General features: G+C 61.8%; 17 protein-coding genes, 1 tRNA gene and 1 pseudogene. 11 read left to right on the top strand and 8 right to left on the bottom strand.

From position 1 onward, the window contains the following. On the bottom strand, positions 1-758 hold a 758-nt coding region (locus ACTHXA_RS09190), incomplete at its 3' end, for a recombinase family protein (protein WP_441671601.1). 94 nt (positions 759-852) lie between these two features. On the opposite strand from ACTHXA_RS09190, the pseudogene ACTHXA_RS09185 reads away from it, so the two are divergent. Beyond that, positions 853-1,632: pseudogene (locus ACTHXA_RS09185) on the top strand (LLM class flavin-dependent oxidoreductase); the annotation flags it as partial. Here the strand turns inward: ACTHXA_RS09185 and ACTHXA_RS09180 are convergent. Next, a complete protein-coding gene (locus ACTHXA_RS09180) occupies positions 1,629-2,018 on the bottom strand; it encodes an MmcQ/YjbR family DNA-binding protein (protein WP_441671595.1) in 390 nt (129 codons plus the stop codon). The pseudogene ACTHXA_RS09185 and the gene ACTHXA_RS09180 overlap by 4 nt on opposite strands. Positions 2,019-2,121: 103 nt before the next feature. On the opposite strand from ACTHXA_RS09180, the gene ACTHXA_RS09175 reads away from it, so the two are divergent. Then, a complete protein-coding gene (locus tag ACTHXA_RS09175) occupies positions 2,122-3,948 on the top strand; it encodes a DNA/RNA non-specific endonuclease (RefSeq protein WP_441671593.1) in 1,827 nt (608 codons plus the stop codon). 100 nt (positions 3,949-4,048) lie between these two features. On the opposite strand, the gene ACTHXA_RS09170 is transcribed toward ACTHXA_RS09175, so the two are convergent. Next, positions 4,049-4,639, bottom strand: coding sequence for an HhH-GPD-type base excision DNA repair protein (locus ACTHXA_RS09170; protein ID WP_441671591.1), 591 nt, complete (start codon positions 4,637-4,639; stop codon positions 4,049-4,051). A gap of 133 nt (positions 4,640-4,772) precedes the next feature. Here ACTHXA_RS09170 and ACTHXA_RS09165 point away from each other — a divergent pair, with 133 nt between their 5' ends. Together ACTHXA_RS09165 and ACTHXA_RS09160 are read left to right on the top strand one after the other, a co-directional pair. Continuing rightward, positions 4,773-5,141: a hypothetical protein gene (locus ACTHXA_RS09165; RefSeq protein ID WP_441671589.1), complete on the top strand. Its 369-nt coding sequence runs from the start codon at positions 4,773-4,775 to the stop codon at positions 5,139-5,141. 47 nt (positions 5,142-5,188) lie between these two features. Next, the gene (locus ACTHXA_RS09160; RefSeq protein WP_441671587.1) at positions 5,189-5,698 is read left to right on the top strand and encodes a ferritin; all 510 of its coding nucleotides are present in this window, start codon (positions 5,189-5,191) and stop codon (positions 5,696-5,698) included. 179 nt (positions 5,699-5,877) lie between these two features. Here ACTHXA_RS09160 and ACTHXA_RS09155 read toward each other — a convergent pair whose 3' ends face one another. Further along, positions 5,878-6,603, bottom strand: coding sequence for a hypothetical protein (locus ACTHXA_RS09155; protein ID WP_441671585.1), 726 nt, complete (start codon positions 6,601-6,603; stop codon positions 5,878-5,880). A gap of 380 nt (positions 6,604-6,983) precedes the next feature. Beyond that, positions 6,984-7,057: transfer RNA gene (locus ACTHXA_RS09150), tRNA-Gly, on the bottom strand. 72 nt (positions 7,058-7,129) lie between these two features. Between ACTHXA_RS09150 and dcd the strand changes: the two genes are divergently transcribed. The 4 genes from dcd to ACTHXA_RS09130 are packed head-to-tail and all read left to right on the top strand — an operon-like array spanning position 7,130 to position 10,594. After that, positions 7,130-7,735: a dCTP deaminase gene (gene dcd / locus ACTHXA_RS09145; RefSeq protein WP_441671583.1), complete on the top strand. Its 606-nt coding sequence runs from the start codon at positions 7,130-7,132 to the stop codon at positions 7,733-7,735. Between the two features lie 10 nt (positions 7,736-7,745). Next, positions 7,746-8,813, top strand: a complete 1,068-nt coding sequence (locus tag ACTHXA_RS09140) for a serine hydrolase domain-containing protein (RefSeq protein WP_441671581.1) — start codon at positions 7,746-7,748, stop codon at positions 8,811-8,813. 49 nt (positions 8,814-8,862) lie between these two features. Continuing rightward, positions 8,863-9,963 (top strand): VIT1/CCC1 transporter family protein, encoded by a 1,101-nt coding sequence (locus tag ACTHXA_RS09135; protein WP_441671579.1) that lies wholly within the window; start codon positions 8,863-8,865, stop codon positions 9,961-9,963. Between the two features lie 40 nt (positions 9,964-10,003). Beyond that, entirely contained in the window at positions 10,004-10,594 is a 591-nt protein-coding gene (locus ACTHXA_RS09130; protein WP_441671577.1) for a sugar O-acetyltransferase, read from the top strand. Here ACTHXA_RS09130 and ACTHXA_RS09125 read toward each other — a convergent pair. Next, positions 10,558-11,712: a PucR family transcriptional regulator gene (locus tag ACTHXA_RS09125; protein ID WP_441671575.1), complete on the bottom strand. Its 1,155-nt coding sequence runs from the start codon at positions 11,710-11,712 to the stop codon at positions 10,558-10,560. The genes ACTHXA_RS09130 and ACTHXA_RS09125 overlap by 37 nt on opposite strands. Before the next feature lie 92 nt (positions 11,713-11,804). Between ACTHXA_RS09125 and ACTHXA_RS09120 the strand changes: the two genes are divergently transcribed. From ACTHXA_RS09120 to ACTHXA_RS09110, 3 genes are read left to right on the top strand one after another with little or no spacing between them, the layout of a single operon-like run. Next, positions 11,805-13,181, top strand: a complete 1,377-nt coding sequence (locus ACTHXA_RS09120; protein WP_441671573.1) for an MFS transporter — start codon at positions 11,805-11,807, stop codon at positions 13,179-13,181. 32 nt (positions 13,182-13,213) lie between these two features. Continuing rightward, positions 13,214-14,869: an amidohydrolase gene (locus ACTHXA_RS09115; protein ID WP_441671571.1), complete on the top strand. Its 1,656-nt coding sequence runs from the start codon at positions 13,214-13,216 to the stop codon at positions 14,867-14,869. 31 nt (positions 14,870-14,900) lie between these two features. Beyond that, complete coding sequence (locus tag ACTHXA_RS09110; protein WP_441671569.1) at positions 14,901-16,139, top strand: M20 family metallo-hydrolase; 1,239 nt, start codon at positions 14,901-14,903, stop codon at positions 16,137-16,139. 12 nt (positions 16,140-16,151) lie between these two features. Here ACTHXA_RS09110 and ACTHXA_RS09105 read toward each other — a convergent pair whose 3' ends face one another. Next, positions 16,152-17,183 (bottom strand): DUF4333 domain-containing protein, encoded by a 1,032-nt coding sequence (locus ACTHXA_RS09105; protein WP_441671567.1) that lies wholly within the window; start codon positions 17,181-17,183, stop codon positions 16,152-16,154. Between the two features lie 21 nt (positions 17,184-17,204). Next, entirely contained in the window at positions 17,205-18,155 is a 951-nt protein-coding gene (locus tag ACTHXA_RS09100; RefSeq protein ID WP_441671565.1) for a hypothetical protein, read from the bottom strand. Positions 18,156-18,160 lie beyond the last annotated feature (5 nt).

Genomic DNA, 18,160 nt, shown 5'->3' with positions numbered 1-18,160 from the left:
GACCTCCGCACGTTGTCCTCCAGCTTCGCCACCGCAGCCCGCCACGTCTGCTCGCCGACGATGGGCGGGAACGCCCCGCCATGCACCGGGTACAGCTCACCCGAGGCGTAGTGCTTGATGTAGCCAGCGTAGAGCGGGTTCGCCAGCAGGTACCGCACGGCATCGACGGAGAACTCGGATCCTCGCGCGGTCTTGTGACCTGCCTTGTTGAGGTCGTCGCGGATGCCCCGGATCGACAGCGACGACTCACCGAGGAACGCGTCGAACGCACCCCGCACGGCCTCGGCCTCCTCCTCAATCAGCTCCCCCTTCCTCGTCCAGCCGAACGACTTCCAGGTGGACGCCGGGATACCCTCGGCGCGGCGGCGCTCGTTCGACCTGACCTGGCGCTCGGCCTTGCGCCTTGCCTCGAATCGCGCGAGAGCGGCGAGCATCGTAGCCCGGAACTCGCCATCCGCCGTCGAGAGGTCAATCTCGCCGTCGACTGTGACGACGCGCAAGCCGAGGTCGATCAGAGTGTTGAGATCCTTCGTGCTGCGTAGGAGCCGGTCTATGTCTACCGCGACGACCATCGAGAACCTGCCCGAGCGTGCGTCCTCCAGCATCTCGGCCCAGCGGGTGCCAGCACGTCGGCTCTTCGTCGCCGACACAGCGTTGTCTTCGTAGACCTCGACGACCTTCCAGTCCTTGGCATCGGCCAGCGACCTGATCTTCCGCAGCTGGGTCTCGACTGTCCAACGGTCGCCCTTTCGGTCCATGGAGGCGCGCACGTAGGCCGCCACCTCGTTCGTCTTCCTCAGAGATACCAGCTCGACCATGCAACAAGCTTACGCTAACGAGTGTTGCAACTGCGACATGCGCTACGAGAATCCGCTGTATATGGCTGAGGAAGCCGCCGTTGCCGACCTGATTTCTGAAGGTCGATTGCAGCTCGGCATTAGTCGCGGGTCACCCGAGCCCGTGCTTGCCGGCTATCGCGCCTTCGGGCACGTGCCGTCCGAAGACGATCCCGACGGCGCCGATATGGCACGGCATCACACGCGTATTTTCCAGCGCGCCATTCAGGGCGCTGGCGTCGCGAACCCTGACCCGCAACGCTCGCACTCGCTCGACCCGCAGCCGGTACAGCCGCAGTCGCCGGAGCTGTATCAGCGAATTTGGTGGGGCGCCGGTTCCCGCAAGACAGCGGTGTGGACCGCCGAGCAGGGCATGAATTTGATGTCCTCGACGCTGCTGACCGAAGACACCGGTGTGCCGATGTCGCAGTTGCAAGCCGAACAGATTCACCAGTTCCGGGATGCGTGGGAGGTCGCCGGACACGATTGGACGCCTCGAGTAAGTGTCTCGCGAAGCATCATTCCGATCATCGACGACGAATCGCGCCGCTACTTCGGTATTCGTGCGCAAGCCGAATCGAAGGACCAGGTCGGCCAGATTGAGCCGGGCGAACTCGCTCGATTCGGGCGCAGCTACATCGGCGAGGTCGATCAGCTCGTCGAGGAACTCCGCGAGGACGAAGCGGTGCAGGAAGCCGACACGGTGCTCGTGACTGTCCCGAATGCGCTCGGCGTCGACTTCAATGTCCGCCAGCTCGAAGTCATCGCGCGCGATATTCGCCCCGCGCTCGGCTAATCGTCAAGCTCCCGCACGAGTCGCTTTGGTGCGGTGAGTCGAAACGACGTCTCTATGAGTTCGCGGACGAGTTGCCAGTCAGTGTCTCCGTCAAGGTCGAGACCGACCCATCCTGACGGCCCAAAGTATGCGGGAACGAAGAACCGCGAGTCCTCGAGCCACGCGTGACGCTCGTTCGGGTCAGCTTTCACGAGTACCGCTGCGGGATGCTGCTGGTGCACGGAATGGTCGCCTTTGACGGATCCGCCGTAGACGGCGAACCCCGTTTTCGTGAAGAACCACGGTCGACCGTGTGAGATGCGCTCGTCAGAACCGGGGTACGACAGGGCGATTTTCCGCACGCGAGCGAGTAGGGGATCGTCCTCGTCAAACATCTGCTCGTGCATTGCGCCTCCCACCTGGTGCACGCATTTTGCCTGCACGTGCTGGGAGTCCACCTCGATGCGAGTACTCGGATTTTGCTGAGGTGGTCGCCGTACCGTGGCACGCATGACCCCGAATATCGAACGCATCCGGGCCTGGATCCGCCGCAACGCGCGCCACTACCTTGCCGACGCGAATATCACCTCGGTGGGTCTCGGGTACAAGATCGTGGACGGGAAGACGACCGACGAACTCAGCTTGCAGTTCACGGTCCGAACGAAGACCGCAGTTGCCGAGCTCGAAGCACTCGGAACCGAACTCATCCCGGAATCGCTGCAGATCGACAGCGAGACCGTCGTGACCGATGTCGTGGAGCGCTCGTTCGTGCCGTCGCATCGGGTCGTGCCCGAGGCCGAACGGAGTGCCCGCAAAACGCGACGCGACCCGCTCGTCCCGGGCATCAGCGTGTCGCATCCATCGGTCTCCGCGGGCACGCTCGGCGCAATTATGTATGACCGCACGAGCGGCAAACCCGTCGTGTTGTCGAACTGGCACGTCCTGCACGGTCCCGAGGGCGCGATCGGCGACGATGTGCTGCAGCCCGGTGCGCACGACGACAATAGTGGTGACCGGCGAAACGTATTCGGCACACTCTTGCGCTCGCATCTCGGGGCAGCCGGAGATGCGGCGATCTCGTCCGTGGTTGGGCGCGAAATCGACGCCGAGATCATGGACCTCGGCATCGTTCCGGAAGAGATCGCTGACCCCGATCTCGGTGACCGCGTCGTGAAGTCAGGCCGGACCACCGGCGTCAGCCACGGAGTAGTGAGCCGAATCGAGACGATGGTCTCGCTCGACTACGGCGAGGGTTCGGGCGAGCACACCATCGGCTGCTTCGAGATCCAACCCGATCCACGGCGCGAGAACGACAACGATCCCGCAGGTACCGGGATGCTCAGCGACGGTGGCGACTCGGGCGCGGTCTGGATGCTCAAGTCGGGCAACGGCCGGACCTCGCGCGTGATGGCGGGGCTCCATTTCGCCGGCTCAGACGCCCCGGATGGTGAGGAACACGCCCTCGCGTGCCTCGCATCCTCGGTTCGCGACGTGCTGGATGTGTCGCTCGACTCCACAGTCGCCGTGGAAGCAGCCTCGGAGGCTGGCATCGGCGGAGGATTTGACGAAGCGTTCTTGAGCGAGCCGGTTGCTGTGCCCAGCGGCGCCGACAGCGATGCGCCCGAGGTCGACGGCTCGGTCGTGATTCCGTACACCCACTTCAGCTTGCAGATGAGCGGCGAGCGCCGGCTTGCGCGTTGGGTGGCGTGGAATATCGACGGTGGGTCGATGCAGCGACTGTCCCGGGACGGAATTGGGTTTCGGCTCGATTCTCGCTTGCCCAATGACGTCCAAGCGGGAGAAGACCTCTATTCCCGGAATGACCTCGACCGCGGGCACATTGCCCGCCGGGCAGATTTGCTGTGGGGCCCGCGACCGGAAGCGCAGCGCGCGAATGAGGACTCGTTCTTTTTCACGAATATCGCGCCGCAGATGAACACCTTCAACCAGTCGGGCCGCTCGGGAGTGTGGGGTGAACTCGAAGACGCCCTGTTTTCGGAGGTCGACGTTGAGGGGCTCCGAGTCAGCGTAATCGGTGGGCCGATCTTCAAAGACACCGACCGGGACTATCGCGGGTTTCAGATCCCGCGCGAGTTTTTCAAGGTGATTTATTACGTGGCCGACGGCACGCTACGCGTGCGCCCGTTCGTGCTCACGCAGGACCTCTCGGATCTCGAAGTGATCGACCTCGCGGAGTTCTCTACGTACCAGGTCACGCTCGCGGAGCTCACCGAGCGCACGGGACTGAGTTTTGCGGAGGCAAGCGAGCAGGATGGTGTGGTCACCGAAGCGGCCGGGCCGCGGCGACTCGCGAGCGTGCGGGATGTTGCGTGGTAGTTAGTGCCGCTGAGGCGGCGTGATGACTGATGCCCGGTGTGGGTTCCCGCTTTGGAGGTCCCGCAGGTAATCAACGCCTTGGCCACGGCTCGAACGCGAACTACTTTGACTTCTTCGCTGCGGCCTTCAGTGCCTTTTTCGTCTCGCGCACGCGCGCCAGGGATGCCTCATCGACGACATCGGCGATTGACCGGAACGCGTCCTCGGGGCCATAGTCACCAGCGGCTTCGCGCCAGCCTTCGGCCTGCAGTCCGAACTGCTTGCCAAGCAGCGCGAGGAAGATCTTCGCTTTCTGGTCGCCGAACCCGGGTAGCGCCTTGAGCCTGCGCAGTACTTCCTTGCCGGTTGGAGGGTTGCTGTCTGTGGCCGAAGCCGTCCAGATCGCTTCGGCGTTGCCGTCATAGTCGTCGACGACGGCTTGGGCCATCGCCTGGACACGGGTCGCCATGGAGCCGGGGAAACGGTGCACCGCAGGGGTCTCCTTGAACGCCGCAAGCAGCTCGTCGGGATCGAGCGCGGCGATCGCGCTCGCGGAGAACGTGTCGAGACGATCAACGAGCTTCTTCGGGCCGGTGAACGCGGTTTCCATGGGCACCTGCTGGTCGAGGAGCATCCCGACGAGCAGGGCAAAGCGGTCATCGGTAAGCAGTTCATCAGCCTGCGGGTCGGTCGAAAGATACACGCGAGTCATGCATCCATCCTGCCGTGACACCCTGAACGCGAGGCCCCTGACAATGTCACCTGAGCCGTAGATCGGTTTGTTCTTTATGCTCGGGGGTTCGTCGTTGAGCGTGTATCCACCTCGCGTGTGGCACGCTTCAGCAGTGGACAGTGACATCGAACAGAACGCCAGCTCCCCAGTACGAATCGCCGTCGTGGGAGCCGGGCTCGCGGGAGTCGCGCATTCGGTCGCACTCCGTGCGGCAGTGGCACTGGAGCGAGGCAACGCATCCGACCTCGAACTCGTCGCAGTCGCGAGTTCTGATGAGGAGCATGGAGTCGGTGACATGCTCGCGCTGCAAGCCCGCTCTTTCCTCGCTGCGCTTGGCGCTTCCGGCGCGGCTGTAGCTGACCTGCCGCTGCCGCCGACCTTCGCCGATGGGTTGCGAAACATGCAGATCATCCAGGCGATCACCGAGTCGGCTGAGCGGTTGGGCGCGGCGGTTGAGGTGCCGGGGCGAGCTCAAGCGTGAATGAATTCGGCAGCAAACCTGCAGGCTTCGCGCGTAGCTTGACGCCTATGAAGATTGATCAGAAATACGCGGATGCGATTAACGAGCAGATTACCCTTGAGCACACGGCATCGCTGGTCTATCGCCAATTAGCGGCCGACATGGAAGCGATCGACCTCACGGGTATGGCTGCTTGGTTTTCTGCTCAGGCGGGAGAAGAACTCGAGCATGCGGAAAAGTTCACGCAATACTTGCTCGACCGCGACTATCACCCCGTCCTCAAGCCAATCGAGCTTTCCGGGGACACGGTCGACAACGCCTTGGATGCATTCAAAGCGTCGCTCGCGCACGAAGAGAAGGTTTCGGAAGCGATTCGCAATCTCTATCGCGTAGCCGACGAGGTCGGCGACATCGATTCGCGACCAATGCTGCACTGGTTCATCGACGAGCAGGTCGAAGAAGAATCCACGGTGAGTGAGATCATCGGCCGCATCGAAATTCTTGATGGCGATGGCTCGGGGCTCTTGAGCCTCGACAAGCAACTTGGTCAGCGTGACGACTCGGCTACCGCCGCGTAGCTCACGGACTTCAATCTTCCGGTCTCGAGCCCAACACGGCGGGTTCGAGGCCGGAGCTATTTCAAACACTAATGATGCCGCGAACTCGGGTTCATAGCGCTTACTCGGGCTGACACATCAGCCCGAGTAAGCGCTAGCGGCACGCCTCATTCTTAAGTACTGCCTTGAATCGCCTCAACTCACACTTGATCGAGCCAGTTGTCGCGCGTCTCAGGGGCATTTGCCGGAGCCGAGACTTCATAGCCCAACTCACGAAGGGCCTCGCTGGCATGCTCGGGCGAGTCGCGAATCGACGCCGCAAGCTGCCGAAGCCGAAATCTCCTGCGCCCATCCATTAGTGCATCCAAATAGCCCTCGCGGCAGTCGAGCCCAAACTCATCGATCGCCACCTCGAGGATGTCCTCCAGCGATGGTCGGAATCGCGCGCCGCCGACAGGGAAGTGGAACGCTGACACCCGAGGCAGCGATCCCGATTCCACAAAGTCCTTTCGCCGCCTTTTTGACCTTGGGCTTTTACCTCGCGGAATTAGCGCCGCAATCAGGTCATCGCGATGTGCGTGGACGTTGATGTGTGCGCCCGGAATGCCATGTGGATCAGAGAGGTAGTCGTATCGGAAAAACGGATTGCCGGCACCTTCGGGCACGACTGCATACGAGGACCGGAGCACTTTCAGCCAACGACCACGACTGTCTGGAATCAGTTGCAGGTCGATCTCAAGACGCATCCGAGTTTTCTGGTCAACCTGGAGTTCAATACCGTTGGGGTCGTTGGTCGTCATGGAGATTACACCGGGTGCGGATTCAGTGAGATCCATGCGCACGTTGCCGACTGCTAAGACCGCTGCCAGAGTCCCCATGACCTCCAGCGCGAATGACTCGGCTTGGTCCTCAAAAGTCGAACTCATTTCCTATTTTTGAGGAATATGAGTGCGTCGAGCCGACGCATTTCGGCGCGCTCATCAGCCGTGAGTATTTCCCGGCGAGCTTTATCTTGGAGCATTTGTATGGTCCCCCGACGGCTCTCAATGTCGGCGATCTCTAGTTCAATTTCCTCTTCGGTCAATCGACGGACTGAGGGTCGTGATTGCGGGGCGAATACAGTCATTGGTTCTCCCTCCCAATTGCAATTCACTTGGTTAATGTTCAGCGTATGCGACGCTCCCGACATTCCGCAGAGTGGTCGATACTTGTTGGTTTGCGTCGCGAGAACAACAAGGAGTGACCACTTTGCGGCGAAGGGGTGTCGCGTGCGCGGAAGGCGCTCGCGAAGCGACGCTCGGCCAAGTGGAGGGGCTGACGGGAATCGAACCCGCGCTGTCTGCTTGGGAAGCAGAAGTTCTACCATTGAACTACAGCCCCTGGCCCACGCATTTAAGCGCAGACCGATAGTGTAGCAACAGCTCAGACCGTTGCGACAAATTAGGTGGATGCATGCTGCTCAGCGATGGGGACATTCGCGCTGGAATTGACTCAGGCCGGATTGGCCTTGACCCGTGGGACCCGGGGTTGGTGCAGCCGTCGAGCGTAGATGTGCGGCTCGATCGCTACTTCCGGCTCTTCGACAACCACCGGTATCCATCGATCGACCCGCGCGAGGAACAACCCGAGCTGACCCACCTGCTCGAAGTCGACCCCGATCAGGCGTTCATTCTGCATCCGGGCGAGTTCGTCCTCGCCTCCACCTTCGAGCAGGTCACGCTCACTGACGATGTCGCCGCACGACTCGAAGGCAAGTCGTCGCTCGGGCGCCTTGGCCTCCTCACCCACTCCACGGCGGGCTTCATCGACCCCGGCTTCCAAGGCCACGTCACGCTTGAGCTCTCAAACGTTGCCACCCTGCCGATAAAACTCTGGCCCGGCATGAAGATCGGTCAGTTGTGCTTCTTCCAGCTCAGTTCGCCCGCCGAGCACCCCTACGGTTCAGAGAAGTACCAGTCGCGCTACCACGGCCAGCGCGGACCAACGGCATCGCGCTCGTGGAAAAATTTCTCGGTCGTGGATGTGTCGAGCACCGAAGCGGGTTCGCCCGGAAACTAACGAGCACCGCATGATTGATTTCTCGGAGCCAATCGAACTCGCGAAGCGCCGCGGCGGACCCGCGCAACTTCTTATTCTCCACCGAGGCATACCGGTGGTCGAAGAACGGTACGGCGTCGGTGAGCACGCAGCCTTCTGGCCGTATTCGGTCTCGAAGATCTTCCTTGCGACACTCACCTGGGCGCTTCACCAAGACGGCGCGATCGAGGTGGATGCTCCGGTCGCGCGATATTGGCCAGAGTTTGCGCAGTCGAGGAAAGCCTCGGTGACGATCCGCCAGGTGCTGCAGCACCGTTCCGGTCTTCCGCGCGTCGGTGGCACGATTCCCGAAGTCGCCGCAATGACGAACTGGGACGAATCGATTCGCAGAATCGAAGAGCATCCGCGAGAGCCGGACGCCGACGAGGTCCCCGCGTACGAGTGGCTGTCGTGGGGGTTCATGCTCGGGGAGACACTGCAGCGTGCGACTGGCCGAGACCTCGACGAGCTGCTGTCGGAGCGCATCCTGAGCCCGATCGGTGCCGAAAACACCTTCTTGACCTTGCCGCAGACGGAGGCCTGGCGTGAGGTGCCCTTTGTGGCCCGCGACCCCGGCTCTGCGGTCGTTGCGAGCGTGCTCAATCGCCCGAAAGTGCGCGAGGCCGTGATTCCCGCCGGCGGCATTTCAACCAATGCTCACGATTTGGCACGCGTGCTCGAGGCGATTCGTCAGGGTGGCAGCGACCTTAACCTGAGCGAAAGCACTGTCCGCGAACTGCTCGAACCGAGCAATGACGGCGAATTCGACCGCTATGCCGGCTCGAAAGTGTGGTGGAGCAACGGCCTGCAACTCGGGCATGAAGGCGACCAGCCGTTCACCGCATCCGCATTTGGGCAGCGCTCGTCGGCTAAAACCTTCGGGCACAACGGCTCCAATGTGTCGGTTGCGTGGAGTGATCCGACTCGAGAGATCACCTTCGTGTACCTGTCCGGGATCCTCGAACCGTTCCCGGTAAATCGCCTACGGCTCATGGCGATTCAGGATGCGGTGGTCGAGGCGGTCGACCGCGCCGGTGAGCTGCGTGGGTGCAGATCCTGAACGCGCACGCGTAAGCTTCACAGGGGTCGAAATATTCTCAGGAGCCACCTTGCCGAACCGAATCGAACACCGTCCAGATCCTTCCCGGAAGGATGTTCGCCGGTGGCGACGTTATCTTGCGAACGAGCGGGCGGAGGGCGAGACCTATCGTTTGCTCGCGGCCAAGCGAGGCGGTGAAGAGCACGACATCCTGATCAAGCTCGCTGACTCGGAGAGGCGCCACGAAGAACACTGGGTCAACAAGCTGGGGCCGCTCGCCGAAAAGAAGGTCCGCCCCGATTTTGAGACTCAGGTGCTGAGCTTTTTTGCGAAGCACTTTGGTTCGGTGTTCGTGCTTGCGCTGATGCAGAACTTCGAGGCGCGCACGCCTTACGCGGAGGATCCTGACGCGACTGACCAGATGGAAGCTGACGAACGCGTTCACGAAGAAGTCGTCCGTTCGCTCGCGACACGGTCCCGCGCGCGCATGAGTGGCACTTTCCGCGCCGCGGTATTCGGGGCGAATGACGGCCTGGTGTCGAACCTTGCGTTGGTGCTCGGTGTGGGCGCGACGGGGGTGTCTTCAGCGGTCGTGCTCACCACCGGTATTGCGGGGCTCCTCGCCGGCGCGCTGTCGATGGCCGCGGGAGAGTACGTCTCGGTCAGCTCGCAAAAGGAGCTGCTCAATGCATCCACCCCGAACCCCGATACGAACAACAAGCTTCCGGCGCTCGACGTCAACGAAAACGAACTGGCGCTGGTCTACCGTGCCCGCGGGATGAGCGAAGCGGAGGCGAAGCAAAAGGCGACCATCACGCTCAAGACAGCACGTCGAGGCACCCAACCGGTTCCCGTTGACCATCACGGTGCGCAGCCGAGCGATCACGAGGAACTCGGAACGCCGATGGGTGCGGCGGCCTCGAGCTTCATGTTCTTCGCGATCGGCGCGTTGATTCCGGTGTTGCCCTGGATCTTCGGCCTCGAGGGGTTGATCGCGGTCGTCGTTGCGGCAGTTATCGTCGGCTTCGCTCTGCTGCTTACGGGTGGCATCGTCGGTGTGCTGTCTGGCGCGACCCCGTGGAAGCGGGCGCTGCGACAACTGTTGATTGGTTACGGAGCCGCCGCGGTGACCTACGTACTCGGCCTCGCCTTCGGCGGGGTGGTCGCGTAGCAATCGCTACCGAAACGCGAAGAGAAAGTCGAGCGAGAACATGACTGAACGCGAGAAAATGCTGCAGGGGCAGTGGTACGACGCCAATTTCGACAAGGACCTCCTCGACGAGCGCCGGCGGACCCAAGACCTTTGCTTCCAACTGAATCAAACAGCGCCTAAGGACACGGCGAAGCGGCACGAACTACTCGAATCAATTTTTGCAACCGAACTCGGCAACGTCGAGGTCATTAGCCCGTTCATCTGCGATTACGGCTCGCTCACGGAATTGGGCGAGAACGTCTTCGTCAATGCGAACGTGTTCTTCATGGACGGTGGCCGAATTCGAATCGGCAATAACGTGTTCATCGGGCCAAACACTGGGTTCTATACCGCTTCGCACCCGCTTGATTTCACCTCTCGGAATAAGGGCCTCGAGCAGGCGCGGCCCATCACGATCGGCAATAACGTCTGGATCGGCGCACACGTCGCGGTACTGCCCGGCGTCACGATCGGCGACGGCGCCGTAATCGGCGCGGGCAGCGTGGTGTCACGAGACGTGCCGGAAAATGCGCTCGCGATGGGGTCGCCCGCGAAGGTCGTAAAAACGATCGATCAAGACCACAGCACGACGAGCAACGCCGCCTCCTGAGGCACGGTCACGTCGACGCCGGTGAGTTCCTGGAACCGATGTAACCGGTTCGTCAGGGTATTGCGGTGGCAGAAGGTCATTTCGGCGGCCTCCGACACGCTCCCAGTGCGGAGGAAAGCGCGAACCGCCGCAATGAGATTCTTCCGCTCGGCCTCACCGCAATCGGCGAGGTAGGGATGCACATCCAAGAAGGTGCCGAGGTTGAGGTCATGGACGCGATCGTGGATGAGTCTGGTCCAGCCGAGTTCTGGCGTCACGGCGTTCGTTGTCGCAAGGCCCGCAAGCTGGATGGCGAGCGGTACCGCGTGCCGTAGACCAGCCAACGTTTCTGCGTGGTCAATCAGACCGAATGGAAATTGCCGAAGCGAATCGAGCGCGAGCTGTTGTGCCGTCGTCGGGGCCGCGGGCACCTCGAGAAACATGACCAGTGACGTGTCCCGATACTGTGCGAATGGGGTGAGGGATGCGCGTTCGAGCCGATTGAGTTCGGTGCGAAGCGCGGTAATCGCTTGCTCATCTTTGTCTGCTGCGACGACGAAAAAGGTTGAGTCGCTGGAAATGCCGAGTGATTCCGCAATCACATCGAGACGGTGTTGCGAGATCTCTTCATGGCGTAAGAGTTCGGCGAGGAGCTTGCGGCGCACCGAACCAGCCTCATCAGCCATGCGTTTCTCTTCAGCAATGTACGTATTCTGGGTTTGGCGAACGTAATTGTCGACGGTCATCCACACCAGATTTGCGTGGCGGATGAGCAGCTGCGAGTCGGAGTCCTCGGCGACCTCAATGATGGCGTTCCACAGCACCTGGAAGTCGACGCGGATCGCGGTCATGAGGGATGCCATCGGAATGCTCGCGCGGGCCCGTGTGATGCCCACGTGTGCGGCGATCTCGATGGTGCGGTCGCTATCGACATTTCCGAGTGCGTCGAGGAGCGCGAGAAAGGAGCTCAACGCACTCGTGCGGATTTCATCCCAGGTCACGAGAGGATTGCGGTAGTCGTCGACTAATCTGACCCGTTCAATGAACCGCTCAACGAGTAGGTCCGGTGAAACCGCGTCGAGTATTTCGACCCAACGCTGTTGATCTTCGATCTGTGGTTGCAGGAGTTGATTCGACACGCCCTCAATATAAGTGCAAATGCACAATATACGCCAGAAGTCGGTGAATTATGCCCCGCGCATCCGGGCATTGTCCCTGGCACGGTAGATGCATGAGTACCGCGAGCGACGCTACGACCTACAAAGGAGTGGTCTTGAGCAATCAGAACTCACCAACAGCGTCGATCGAATACGGCGCTACAAAGCAGATCTCCACCAAGGAGGCGAACAAGGTTGCCATTGGTGCGTTGATCGGTACCGCGATGGAGTGGTACGACTTCTTCCTCTTCAGCGCTGCTGCCGCACTTGTCTTCAACGTGCAGTATTTCTCTACCGAGAGCGCAACGGCAGCCGCCATGGCGTCCTTTGCGACATTCGGTGTTGGGCTTGTCGCTCGTCCCATTGGTGGGCTCATCTTTGGCACGATGGGTGACAAAATCGGACGGCGAAAAGTGCTCCTCATCACGATCGTCGGCATCGGCATCGTGACTGCACTCATCGGTGCGCTCCCAACCTACGCCGCAATCGGAATCGCTGCGCCGATCCTCCTCGTGCTCCTGCGCATCTTCCAGGGCCTCTTCGTCGGTGGCGAGTGGTCGGGCGCGATGACGATTGTTGTCGAGAATGCACCGCTGGAAAAGCGCGCGATGTATGCCGCGATCCCGCAGATCGGTTCGCCGATCGGGACGATCCTGTCCTCGGGCGGGTTCTTCGTCATGACGCTGCTGCTCACCAAGGACAGCTTTGACGCATGGGGCTGGCGAATTCCCTTCCTCATCGCGATTCCAATGCTGCTGATCGCGGTATACATCCGCCGCCAGCTTGAAGAGTCGCCGGTATTCACGGAGCTCATGGAGCAGGGCGAGACTGCGAAGAGCCCGGTGCTCGATACATTTAGGTACTACTGGAAGCACATCTTCATGGGTATGGCTGCGGGCCTGCTCGGTATTGGTGGCTTCTACCTCGTGACCGCATTCATCGTCTGGTACGGCGTGAATGTTCTCGGATACACCTCAAACCTCATGCTGCTCGGCAGCATGGTGGCCGCCGCCGTCGAGATACCAGTCCTCATCATCGGCGGGCGACTCGGCGCTCGGTTCGGCGCGAGTCGCGTGATCCTCTGGGGTGGCGTGGCCTCCGCGATCATTGCGGTGCCAAGCTTCCTTATGCTCGAATCCGGCAATCCGGTGCTCGTGGTCCTCAGCATGACTATTGCGGTTGCCGCGCTGTCCCTCCCGTACGCCGCATCTGGAACCGTCCTGACCGGCCTGTTCCCAGCGAAGACTCGCTACACGGGTGTCGGGATGGCGCAGAACATTGCGGGTATGGTCTCCGGCTTCATTCCGCTGATCGCGACCGCAACCGTGGCCGCAGCGGCAAACCACTGGTGGCCCGCCGCTGCCATGCTGGTCTTCTTGTCGCTATTCACCGCAGCGTCGGGTTTCATCACGCCACGCATGAGCGTGAATCTGCCCGGGTTCAAGCACTAGTCACGGCGGGAATCCGCGGAAGGAAATCACTCATGGAAATCGATCTCATTGTCGAGGCCAAGCGCATCCTCACCTTGGATGCCGAGCGACCAACCGCATCCCGGATGGGGGTGCTTGGCGGAAAAATCGTGGGATTCGATGAAGAACTCGACGCGGTGACGTCGACCAACCGAGAATCCTTCCCGGACCAGGTGCTCGTGCCTGGATTCATCGATGCCCACTGCCACACGACTTGGTGGGGCCTCGGCCTCACCGCCGTGCAGCTCGATCAGGCGCGTGGGCTCGAGGAGCTCTACGCAATGATCGAGGCGGAAGTCGAACGCGTCGGCGATGACTCGACTGCGTGGATCCACGGCACCGGGTTCAACCAGAAGCACCACGACGGCGCGTATCCCGACATCGCTCGGCTCGACGAAATTACTGGCGAGCATCCCCTGTATCTCCGACACACCTCGGGGCACGCCGCGATCACGAACACCGCAACACTGCGGATGATCGGCGCGCTTGACGAAGGGTTCGAGAACCCGGTGGGTGGGGAAGTCGTCCGTAACCCGGATGGCTCCCCGACCGGGCTTCTCGATGAGGCCGCGCAGAGTCTGATTCAGTCGATGCTGTTGCCGTACAGCTCGGAAGAGATCGCACGCGCACTCGACGCGGCGACCTCGCGATTCGCGGCCCAAGGCATCACGAGTTTCAGCGAAGCGGGAATCGGCGGTGGCTGGATTGGCCACAGCCCGATCGAAGTCGCCGGCTATCAGCTCGCGAAGGCCACGGATCGCCTCCACGCGCGGGCGCAAGTCATGCCGGCAATCGACTCGCTGTCGATGATCGAGGGCAATGCGAGCGACTTCCGCGGTGAAGGCGCGGGGCTGACCGCATCCCTCGGCGTCGGCACGGGATTCGGGACCGAGTGGATCAAGTTCGGTCACGTTAAGGCCTTCATGGACGGCTCGCTCCTCGGCACGACCGCGGCCGTGACCGAAGACTATTGCGGGCACGATCACAACCGTGGCTACCTCCTCAACACGCCAGAGCAATACCGCATCGACGTGCTTGCCGCGTATCGCGCCGGTTGGCCAGTCGCGTTGCACGCGATTGGGGATGCGGGGATCGACATGGCGCTCGAGCTCATCGAAGAATGCCAGCAGACCTATGGCAGCAACGGTGCCCCGAACCGGATCGAGCACTTCGGTATCGCGCGCCCTGACCAGGTCGAGCGCGCCGGCCGCCTGAAAATCACCGTGACCCCGCAAGCGGGCTTCATCGGCCCGCTCGGTGACCAGTTCGCGAAGAACGTTGGTCCAGAGCGAGAAAATTGGTTGTATCGCGGTCGCTCGATTGTGGATGCCGGGGCAATTCTCGCGGGTTCCTCCGACCTTCCGGTCGCCGACAACAACATCCGCCGCGGGATGCAGTCAGCGGTCGACCGACTCACTGAGAACGGCATGGTGCTCGGGCCGGATGAGGGCATCTCACCCGAAGAAGCGCTGCGCTCGTACACCGAATGGGGTGCTCTTGGCACCGGGCAAATCGCCGAAAAGGGAACGCTTGAACGCGGCAAGCTCGCGGACTTTGTGGTGCTCTCCGACTCGCCACTCACGTGCGAGAACATCGCCGAATTGGATGTTGTGGCGACTTTCGTGGGCGGGACCACGACCTTTGACTCCCGAAACACCGGCGCTAACTAGCGCCGAAACAAATGCTTAGGAAGGTACCGCAATGACTGCGCAGACTTCAGAATTTCTGCAGGATTTCCGCTCGATGAGCTCGTTCGGCGCGACCGAGCGCGGCGGCGTCGATCGGCAGGCCGCGACCATCGCTGATGGCCAGACGCGCAACTGGTTCCGCGGTCTGGTCGAGGGCTACGGCTTCGAAGTCCACTACGACGAGGTCGGTAACCAATTCGCCCTGCTCGAGTTCGTCCCCGGCGCACCGTATATCGCGGTTGGCTCACACCTCGACTCGCAGCCGCTCGGCGGTCGCTTTGACGGCGCTTACGGCGTGCTCGCGGGAGCGCATGCGGCCAAGGCGCTCGCGGAGCAGGGCGGGGATGCGCAATTCAATATTGCGGTCGTGAACTGGTTTAATGAAGAGGGTTGCCGCTTCAAGCCATCGATGATGGGCAGTTCGGTGTTCACGGGAAAGCTCCCCGCGGAACAGGTGCTCGCAACAACCGACCCGAAGGGTGTCACGGTTCGCGAGGCACTCGAGGCGATCGGCACGATCGGCGATTTCACGCTGGACGTTGCCGCCTACGTGGAGATCCACATTGAACAGGGCCGATCGCTCGACGACTCGGGCGTCCAGATCGGCGTCGTTGAATCGACTTGGGCCGCGAATAAGTACGAGTACCGCGTGGTCGGCGATCAGAGTCACACCGGTGCAACCGTGATCGCTGACCGGAAGGACGCGCTCTTGGGTGCGGCAGGCATGATCGTCGCCGCACGCGACGTCGCCGACCAGTTCACCGACGATGAAGAGATGGTCGTTACCTCGTGTGGCGAGATCAGTGTGTTCCCCAACTCGCCGGTGGTCGTTGCGAGCGAAGTTGAACTCCTCATCGATATTCGCAGCACGAGCGTGGACCGTCTTGCCGAAGCCGACGCCGAACTCATCCGTCGTTTCGAGGCCGCTGCCGAACGCGCCGATGTGGTGCTCGAACGAGGTAAAGAACACATTTGGGGCGCGAATGAGTACGACCAGAAGGGGCAGGAGCTTGCGGCCGCCGCGGCGGATTCGCTCGGCCTCTCGCACAGCCAAGTGCGGACGCTCGCTGGCCACGATTCGACGAACCTCAAGGACATGGTGCCAACCATCATGCTGTTCGTACCGAGCGTCGACGGCATCACGCACAACGAGAAGGAATTCACCAAAGATGAAGACCTCCTCGCCGGCGTTGAGCTCCTCACCGAAGTGCTGCGCCGCGTGACCGCGGGCGAATTCGTCCAGGCGCCATAGGGCCAGCGCTCGCTATTCCGGGGCCCCCACGACGAGCTGACCGGACTGTGACCCCTGCGTGACCGTGACGGTTTGCTCGGCCCCGGCGTACTCGAACTCGCATTGGAAAGACTCGCCCTGTTCCACCTTGATCCAGGTGGGGCACTCGACTTCGCTGAGGTCGCTCAGGCCGTAGTCATCACGTAGCACCGCGACAACTTCACGCTCCACGGCGTCGGTGTTGAAGCTGCCGAACTGGTCGGCGTAGAGGTACCCTGCGAAGAGTCCGGCTGCGATTCCGATCGGCAGCAGGAGAGACATGATGACCACGGTCGCCCGGGCGCCGCGGCCACGCTTCTTTTCCTTCTTGGACTCTGCTTCGGTCTGTGGCGTCATCGTCTGCGAGGTCGCGCCGAGCGGAGCACCGTACTGGCTGGTCGTGTTGCCATAGTGCGTTGTTGGCGCGCCACCGCGGTATGGCTGCGGAGTTGGGCGGCCATAGCTCGACTGTGACTGTGACTGCGCGTGCTGCGGCGACAGGCCGGATGTTTGTGATCCAGCGGTGGGGGATCCTGCAGTTGGCGATCCGGATGAGGCCGATGCTGAGCCCTGGCTCTGGCTCGGACGACCGAACTGGCTATGTGATTGGCCGGCGTAGCTGCCGGGCTGGAAGTTCGAGTGGCTCGCTCCCGGACCGTTCCACGGCTGCCGCGAGGAAGAAGAGGAAGAAGAGCTGGAGTGGCTTGAAGTCTGCTGGCTTGTCCGCGGCGGAATCGGTCGAGACTCGCCTGCTACCGGGCGCTGCCGCGCACTCGAACCGGATCCGGTTGCATCCGGGCGATTGCCGCCCGTGCCATCAGCTGAGGTGGCCTCGGCTCGTGAGGCACCGTCTGGGGTGCCATCCGCTCGCGTGCCATCAGCAGCATCCGGTCGCTTCGCATCCGAGCGCGCATCCTGGCCCGCATCCGTGCGGCCATCCTGCCGCGGCTCACCAAGGGCCGGCAGGTCGGGCATGCGGTTGCGCGACTGCTCGTCACGAGGGTCGTGCGTCGGGGGCTGTGTCATCTTCAAATCCTCGCTGCTTGGCTAAATCTGGCCAATTTTGGTGAGAAACTCTTCGAGCTGCGCTTCGGTGGTGATGCGGTAGACATCGTCGGCGGGCACATCGCCACTTGAGATCGGCACCATCTCGGAGGACGCGGAAGTGCTCGTGAGTTCGAACCCGATCTGCATCGACAGCTCCTCGCCGCTGTCGTTCTCGAGGACGCCGTTGATCTCGATCTTGGTGACGATCCCTTCCGGGTTTACCCAGAGATGCATCGGCACCAGGGTTTCATCCGCGTCATCGCCGCCAAAGCTGCTCAAATCGCCTTCGCGAATGATGAGCCCCGTATCGGAGAGTGCGCCGTAGGACACCGCGGTGGCAAAGTGCTGGTCACCCGACTCAGTCTGTGAAAGCTGCACCGGAACCGACTCGGTTTCTTCTCGGGTGATGTTCCACGCATCCACAAGCGCACAGGTGTAGGCGACGGCGAAAAGCTGGCAGGCCATCGACGGGTCGTCCTTGAGCCCGAGATCGGGCACCGGCACCATGACCCAGGACATGCCGTTCGCGACCTCGTCCTTGATCACATCCCCGAGCAGGTAGTACGTCTCGCCGGTGCCCTCTTGGTGGGATTGGTCGAACGAGTAGCCGTCAATGTCGGTGAACAGCCGCGACACGTAGCTCTCGCCACTGACCGAAGTCTCGTACTCCATGTGGAGTTCGACATCGGGTGACTCGAAGTGGTGATAGCCGACTGCCTGAAACTCGTCGAGGGATGCGAGGCCCGCGGTGGCATCCAGGTTGAGGAGTTCGTCTCCCGCACCTTCATGAAAGGTTGCCTTCTCGTCGTGGTGCGCGACGACCCATGGCTCCACTTCTTGCTCGAGGCCGAGGTCTTGGCCCAGTGAGGTCAGTGGTGCGCAGGCGGAAAGGCCGAACATGACCGTGCCCGCAGCGAGCACGGCGAGGGAACGGCGCATCGCAATGTTCATGTGGT

It is taken from the genome of Gulosibacter sp., assembly GCF_052090685.1.
GTDB lineage: Bacteria > Actinomycetota > Actinomycetes > Actinomycetales > Microbacteriaceae > Gulosibacter.
Note: the sequence above shows the minus strand (reverse complement) of the source record. Positions and strands in the feature narration are given on the sequence as shown.

Excerpts from the sequence above, each read along its gene's own strand:
- ACTHXA_RS09180 (WP_441671595.1), bottom strand. The coding sequence starts at position 2,018 with ATGCACGAGCAGATGTTTGACGAGGACGATCCCCTACTCGCTCGCGTG.
- ACTHXA_RS09175 (WP_441671593.1), top strand. The coding sequence starts at position 2,122 with ATGACCCCGAATATCGAACGCATCCGGGCCTGGATCCGCCGCAACGCG.
- ACTHXA_RS09170 (WP_441671591.1), bottom strand. The coding sequence starts at position 4,639 with ATGACTCGCGTGTATCTTTCGACCGACCCGCAGGCTGATGAACTGCTT.
- ACTHXA_RS09160 (WP_441671587.1), top strand. The coding sequence starts at position 5,189 with ATGAAGATTGATCAGAAATACGCGGATGCGATTAACGAGCAGATTACC.
- ACTHXA_RS09155 (WP_441671585.1), bottom strand. The coding sequence starts at position 6,603 with ATGAGTTCGACTTTTGAGGACCAAGCCGAGTCATTCGCGCTGGAGGTC.
- dcd (WP_441671583.1), top strand. The coding sequence starts at position 7,130 with ATGCTGCTCAGCGATGGGGACATTCGCGCTGGAATTGACTCAGGCCGG.
- ACTHXA_RS09140 (WP_441671581.1), top strand. The coding sequence starts at position 7,746 with ATGATTGATTTCTCGGAGCCAATCGAACTCGCGAAGCGCCGCGGCGGA.
- ACTHXA_RS09130 (WP_441671577.1), top strand. The coding sequence starts at position 10,004 with ATGACTGAACGCGAGAAAATGCTGCAGGGGCAGTGGTACGACGCCAAT.
- ACTHXA_RS09120 (WP_441671573.1), top strand. The coding sequence starts at position 11,805 with ATGAGTACCGCGAGCGACGCTACGACCTACAAAGGAGTGGTCTTGAGC.
- ACTHXA_RS09115 (WP_441671571.1), top strand. The coding sequence starts at position 13,214 with ATGGAAATCGATCTCATTGTCGAGGCCAAGCGCATCCTCACCTTGGAT.
- ACTHXA_RS09110 (WP_441671569.1), top strand. The coding sequence starts at position 14,901 with ATGACTGCGCAGACTTCAGAATTTCTGCAGGATTTCCGCTCGATGAGC.
- ACTHXA_RS09105 (WP_441671567.1), bottom strand. The coding sequence starts at position 17,183 with ATGACACAGCCCCCGACGCACGACCCTCGTGACGAGCAGTCGCGCAAC.
- ACTHXA_RS09100 (WP_441671565.1), bottom strand. The coding sequence starts at position 18,155 with ATGAACATTGCGATGCGCCGTTCCCTCGCCGTGCTCGCTGCGGGCACG.